The organism is Corynebacterium sp. H127 (genome assembly GCF_037482665.1).
GTDB lineage: Bacteria > Actinomycetota > Actinomycetes > Mycobacteriales > Mycobacteriaceae > Corynebacterium.
In genome coordinates, this window is sequence record NZ_JBBHKY010000020.1 from 1 (window position 1) to 5,701 (window position 5,701).

Genomic DNA, 5,701 nt, shown 5'->3' on the forward strand with positions numbered 1-5,701 from the left:
TAACCATGATGACTGCGCAGTGGGCTCCGTGGTTTACTTTTGAGCTCGGTGAACGTGTGCCGCGTTCGGCGTTTAAACCACGGCCTAATGTTGACGGAGGGATTTTGTTGATCTCTAGGGTTGATGAACCCGTGGTATCTGTTAAAGACCGGAAAGCGTTTCAGGCTATGGTGCACTCCGTCTTTACCGGGAAAGGCCGTGGGCTAGCCGAAATACTCACTCACACACGGCTTTTAGATCGACAACTCTAGTCCGTCGATGGCTTGAATCGCGTGGCATCTCACCATCAGCACTGCCGCCAAAACTGAGTCGCATCGATTGGGTTGACTTGTTCAATCGACGTGAACAAGAACCCTCGCGTACATCCCGCGGAGTTTCTAAGCGTAGACGCAGAGGTTGATATTGGATAGTGATTTAGTACCAGACTGAAGCCTGCTTGCCTATTATCTGGCAAGCACCTAGTTGAGGAAAGAATGAAATGCTTTCACCTTCTGGATAGGTGACGTCACTCGGCTAATGAATATGTATCCCTAGATTGATGGCCGATCCGGAGGCTTTCAGTTGAAGATTTTGCGTTAAAGCCAAGGCTCATTGGTGAGCAGATAAACAAATCCTAGTCCGGCTTTGCGGGTCGCTTCATAAGCATCGTCTACTCAATCCACGATACGAAACGCAGGATTCACGGGACGTGTTAGATCCTTAGCTATGAGGCTCAGTTGCTTAGATCGATCTTCAGCTCCGATAGTTGCTTTCCGCCTGTGGTACATCAGTATGCTCATTCCGAGGGTGACGCAGTGCTCATGAATAGCTGTTTGGAGATCTTCAATCGTTAAGGGAACATTTGAACATCGGAGCTAGATTTTCCCACTCTTTTATGACGATAAGATACCTGTTATTGCGAACCTACAGCTGCTTTTAGTGCCACTTCTCTTACGAGTCTTTAAGAAGTTTGGTAACTGACCGAGACGTGTAGTAATGAGCGTCGATCGTCCCGAGAACTCGGCTTTGGAACTTCGGAAATCGTTGATTTCCGCGACCGGTTTCTGATATCAGATAGAGGTTTCGGCGGGCTCGTGAGGCAATGACGAACATGAGTTTCTTGGCCGCATCCTCTTTTTCATTATCCGGTTCATTAAAGTGCGGAACTTGGCCTTCTAGCAATCCAAAAGCAATGACAGTGTCGAATTCTGCTCCTTTGATGCCGTGGATGGTGGATATGACGATGCCAGTCCTGGGCCGGAAGACAGCCCGAAAGGTTTCAAGATCGTCGCCATCAACACTTTCATCGTTTCGTATGCGTCGGAGCCGGTTTGTCATTCTGTCGAAAAATCCTTGACGCTGAATTAGTAATTCTGAGTCTGGAACGACAGCAATTTGAAATGCCTTGATAAACTCGTCGAAGTATTGTGCAAGGTACTCAGTTCCGCTAGTTGCCTGTATACGGATACTGTTGGTGGTCTTGAGGAATTCTCTGGGGCTTAAATTGCTTTCATGTCCAGCTTGGTAAAGCTCATCTAAGATTTCTTTGGCCCATCGGATCCTGCGATGGAAGAGGTCGGGCGCGGAGTCCGTTAGGGAAATTCGTGCAACTTTGTACCAAAAATTGTCACGATTCTCGCCAAACGGGGATAGCCCAGGGCCATTTAAATTGTATCCAGGAAGGGCTGCAACGAGTGCTCTTGTCATCGAGGCGAGGTGAATCCACCAGGGGGCCACGATGCAAATCTGTTCAGGTGGAATGCCTAAGGTCTCAGTGTTGTGCCGAATGAGCGCTGCAATTGCTGGAACCAGTTCCGATTTAGCAATCGTGATGTCGTGAATCAGATCGCCGCGCTCGAGCTTGCTAGGACCCGCCGCCTGAATCTGCAAAGGAGTAACTGCAAAATAGCTGAAGTAGTCAACAATTTGTTGTGAAGATCGGTAGTTGCTATGCAATGCTAGCTGTTCAATTTGCCGACCGGTCAAAGCGCTAAGTTCGTTAGCTGACTTGGCGATACCACCAAGGGATCCATAGATGGCCTGGTTTGGATCTCCCACAACGAACAGCTTGGGCCTATACTCCTTCTCACGGAGGATTCGAGAAACAATCGAGTACTGTATTTCTCTCGTGTCCTGGTATTCGTCGATGGCGATCATACTAAAGAGCTGGCTGAGACGTTTAGCGATGGGACGATGTTCCGATATCAGGTCATATGCGAATTTGAGGATCATCTCGAAATCGATCTTCTTTTGCTTAAGCAGTTGCGCGTGATATTCACCGATTGACGCCTCCACAGCCATTATGTTTGCTGCGGGAGTACTTTTGTCAGGCGAGAATCCGCTTTCGGTCGCATAATATTTGCACTCGAACCGGGACTTCAGTGGTGGATGTTTCTTCGTGAATTCGTCGAGAAGCTCTTCACTTTCATAAGTGTCGACAACGCTGAATCCGTTCTTGAGATCATCATGGTAGATCGCGTAGGGACGAAGTATCCAAGTCAAGCAAAAACTGTGAATGGTACCGATCCAGAGCTGGCTGGTGTCGACCCCCAACGTTTCTACACGGTCTCGAATCTCTTCGGCCGCTACGTGAGTATAAGTCAGCGCGACGACGAAGTCTCGATGAGAGGTGACTTGCGACAATTCCTCAGCGATTTTATGTATGAGAGTGTACGTCTTGCCACTTCCCGGGCAGGCCACCAGGAGAACGTCGCCTTCGGTTGCTACAGCTATTTGCTGATCCTCGTTTAATTCTCGCACAGTAGCTTCACCGACAAAATGCCTGGATGAGCCGCAAAAGCTGTACATCAGTGTCGGTGAAGGCTTCTATACGTTCGCGTAGGCGGTCGACCGTACACTCTTCGTGGGTGCAGATCTCAAGCAATTCCAACCAGGCGGAAAGTTGGTCATTAGGCATGCACGACGATGCCTTCCGCGACTCGATGCGATAAGCAATGACTCGTGCCCATGTTTCCGAAGGGAGTTCTGAGGCAGTAAAGGCGAGGGCATTGAGGATGTAACCGGGAAGTACAGGTCCGCAACTTTCATCAGCAACATCGAGATGATTGCTAACCATCAGGGCGAACCAGCCTTTCCCCACCTTATTGGCCAGGCTCAATGCTGCTTGGCCGTATTGAGACATAGTTGAATCAGTCAGGGCCTCCTTGATCTTTTGTTGGCTTGACGTTCGACGGTAGATTTCGGGGACTGTGGCGGCCAGAATTATGCGGTTTGCCTCAGAAGCGTCCGCGAAATCGACTTCGAATGTATGCCGGGCATACATAATTTGGACGTATGGATTGCCGGACGAGAACTCCTCGAGCATCGCCTTTCTGTTTTGTCCCGATTCGGCTGAACGAGCAGCTTTCATCTTGCGATTGGCTATTCTTTCTGCAGCATCTTCATGAGGAGTTGTGTCGAAAAATGTGGCATCCAAGTCGGTTACGATCGCGCAGCGCTTGCGAAGACGGTCATTGTGGAATAGATTGCCGAGGTTCTTGAATCCTGTACTACGAACATTTATCAAGCTCACGCCGATTTCATCGAGCCTGATTCCATAGATCTTCTTTAGAAGATTTGGGATCAGGATCTCTTCTGCGTCACCTTCTACGAGGAGAACGCTTCGAGAGAAAAGCAGGTTTGAACGGATGGCATCGAGGAATCGCTGGGCTGATTTTACTTCGTCTGCTTTTAGGTTTGTTGAAGGTTGGAGCGCAACCCACGAACCATCTTCAAGCGAGAGCACATTCACGCTTTGAATATCGCTGACCTCGGATATATGGGTGGAATGTGTTGAATAGATAATCTGGGTGTTTTCGAATGCGACCCGATCGAAAAGGGTCTTTTGCACGTGGGTGTGGATGTGAGCCTCTGGCTCTTCGATGATGAGAAAGTTTGCAATTGCTTGACGTTTAGCCTGGTACTCAAATTCCAACAATTTCAATGTTAGATAGACTAGGTTGGCACCGCCTAAGCTCATCTCCTGCAGTCGCCTGGGCGAGGCATCTCCGTTTTCGCTTACATATAATTTGAGTGATTTGAAGAGATCGGATGCTTTGACAGGAAGTTCTGAGTGGATTTTCATGGATGTAGGCGAGTAGGTTTCGCCCACTGCCTCCTTGAAAGTTGCTTGTATACCTTTTGTTATGTCTTGAACATCGTCCCTACCTTCAATGCTCTTGTTGAGCTCTTCGACTTTTCGAATAATATCGTCAAGGTCACCTGCGGGAATGTGCTCGCTCTTTGCCGACAAGAGCGTTCGCAGTGGGTTTTTCCAGGGGTCATTAAAGTCGGCGACGACGTTTCGAAGAGCCGGCACATATGTGAATGAAAATTCGCGCCATAGCGACATGTCTCTTTGGATGGGGATTCCAATTTCAGTAGCGAAGTCCGGCGTAGTTCCATTTGAATTTGACGGAAAAACTGCGTTGTCGAAGTCTCCTACGATTGCAGCGTACTGATTTGGGTCGGTGAGATCAGCACTCATTTTTCCAAGAAGTACCCGTTCGTAGTCGTCAAGGGTGACCGTTTCTTGTAGGGCTGACAGACCAGTATGGTCTCCTTTTCCCAGGTTGGCAAACTCATTCCGCTTCTGTTCGTTCGGTCGAAATACCAGGGCGTAGGTTGCACGGCCGCAATCTTGTGTAGATTCGTCAGCGGTGTGCTGGAGAAGCAGTGATTGGACTGCTTCGTCGTCGCTGAGGTCGGCAAATTCAATCATGATGACGATCCAGTGTCCACGCCAGTCGCGCAGTCCTCGGTGAAAATCTGTGTCCTTCAAATCGTGACGGCGCGTGGCGAAAGCATCGTCGAGGAGCAAGCGAATGGCACGAAAGAGATTTGATTTTCCGGAACCATTTTCACCGATGATGGTATTGACTCCTGGATTGAGGAGGACGTTTGTCCGCGCGAAATTTCGATAGTTAACTATCGAGATACGTGACATGTGCACGTTGCTGCTTACTCCCTCTTGTCGGAGTGGTGTATATCGTTCAGCCACAGAGTGGTAACTGTGACGAGGCTAGAGAACGGAACGGATACTACCCTCTATGAATTCCAACTATATCTCAATTGCTGATGGAAATTCTCACGCTGACCAGGGTTCGGAATCCTTCTTGATCTATTGATTCAGAGAGTTTTTCAAAGGGTTTTCATCTGTGTGTTGAGTTTCTTGAATGGACATTTGGGGGGCATCTAATTCTATAACGATGGCGTTGAGATCACTTTTACTTTCTTGGGGGTCCGGGGCGATTTGTGGCAACTGGACACCAATGCTTGCTTTGAAGAGTTCGGGAGGTGGGGTTTGCTGACCTTACTGATTACACAAGGTTAATAGGGTTAGAATGCTGCAGGATTAATGCTGACACCAGGAGATTTGGTTATCGCAACTGAGAGGTGAAGACGTTACTCGTACAGTAGATAACGAACCATCTGCTCGATATGATCGAAAGTTCATGGGCGGCTTAACCCATCTGTAGTCGCACCAGAGTCGGGAGGGTGGCAGCTGCCGTCGTGATGTTCGTTTATGACGAATCGCGGCATACCGTGGCTTTCTAGAAAAAAACCAAACTTACCCCGCCACGCCAATTGGGATGTTTGGAGTGAAGTGCCCCGGGTTTTGTTCCTAGGCGTTTGCCTTGATTTCTATTATTTCTTGTTCTGGGCTACTCATCCAAAATTCGTGCTCGACCTCAGCCGGCGTACGGTAGTCCAGGCTTTGGTG

The 5,701-nt window shown here is 48.8% G+C and carries 3 protein-coding genes; 1 reads left to right on the top strand and 2 read right to left on the bottom strand.

What is annotated here, in order from left to right; all coding sequences use genetic code 11:
* The first annotated feature begins 8 nt into the window (after nt 1–8).
* Complete coding sequence (locus WG936_RS12080; protein ID WP_445227967.1) at nt 9–251, top strand: rRNA adenine N-6-methyltransferase family protein; 243 nt, start codon at nt 9–11, stop codon at nt 249–251.
* A 679-nt stretch (nt 252–930) separates the two neighbouring features.
* Here the strand turns inward: WG936_RS12080 and WG936_RS12085 are convergent.
* Together WG936_RS12085 and WG936_RS12090 are read right to left on the bottom strand one after the other, a co-directional pair.
* Nucleotides 931–2,739: an ATP-dependent helicase gene (locus tag WG936_RS12085; RefSeq protein ID WP_339573050.1), complete on the bottom strand. Its 1,809-nt coding sequence runs from the start codon at nt 2,737–2,739 to the stop codon at nt 931–933.
* A 7-nt stretch (nt 2,740–2,746) separates the two neighbouring features.
* Nucleotides 2,747–4,924 carry an ATP-dependent nuclease gene (locus tag WG936_RS12090; protein ID WP_339573051.1) on the bottom strand — a complete coding sequence of 726 codons (2,178 nt, stop codon included), beginning with the start codon at nt 4,922–4,924 and terminating at the stop codon, nt 2,747–2,749.
* Nucleotides 4,925–5,701 lie beyond the last annotated feature (777 nt).

Coding starts and splice junctions, on each gene's coding strand:
- WG936_RS12080 (WP_445227967.1), top strand. CDS start 9: ATGACTGCGCAGTGGGCTCCGTGGTTTACTTTTGAGCTCGGTGAACGT.
- WG936_RS12090 (WP_339573051.1), bottom strand. CDS start 4,924: ATGTCACGTATCTCGATAGTTAACTATCGAAATTTCGCGCGGACAAAC.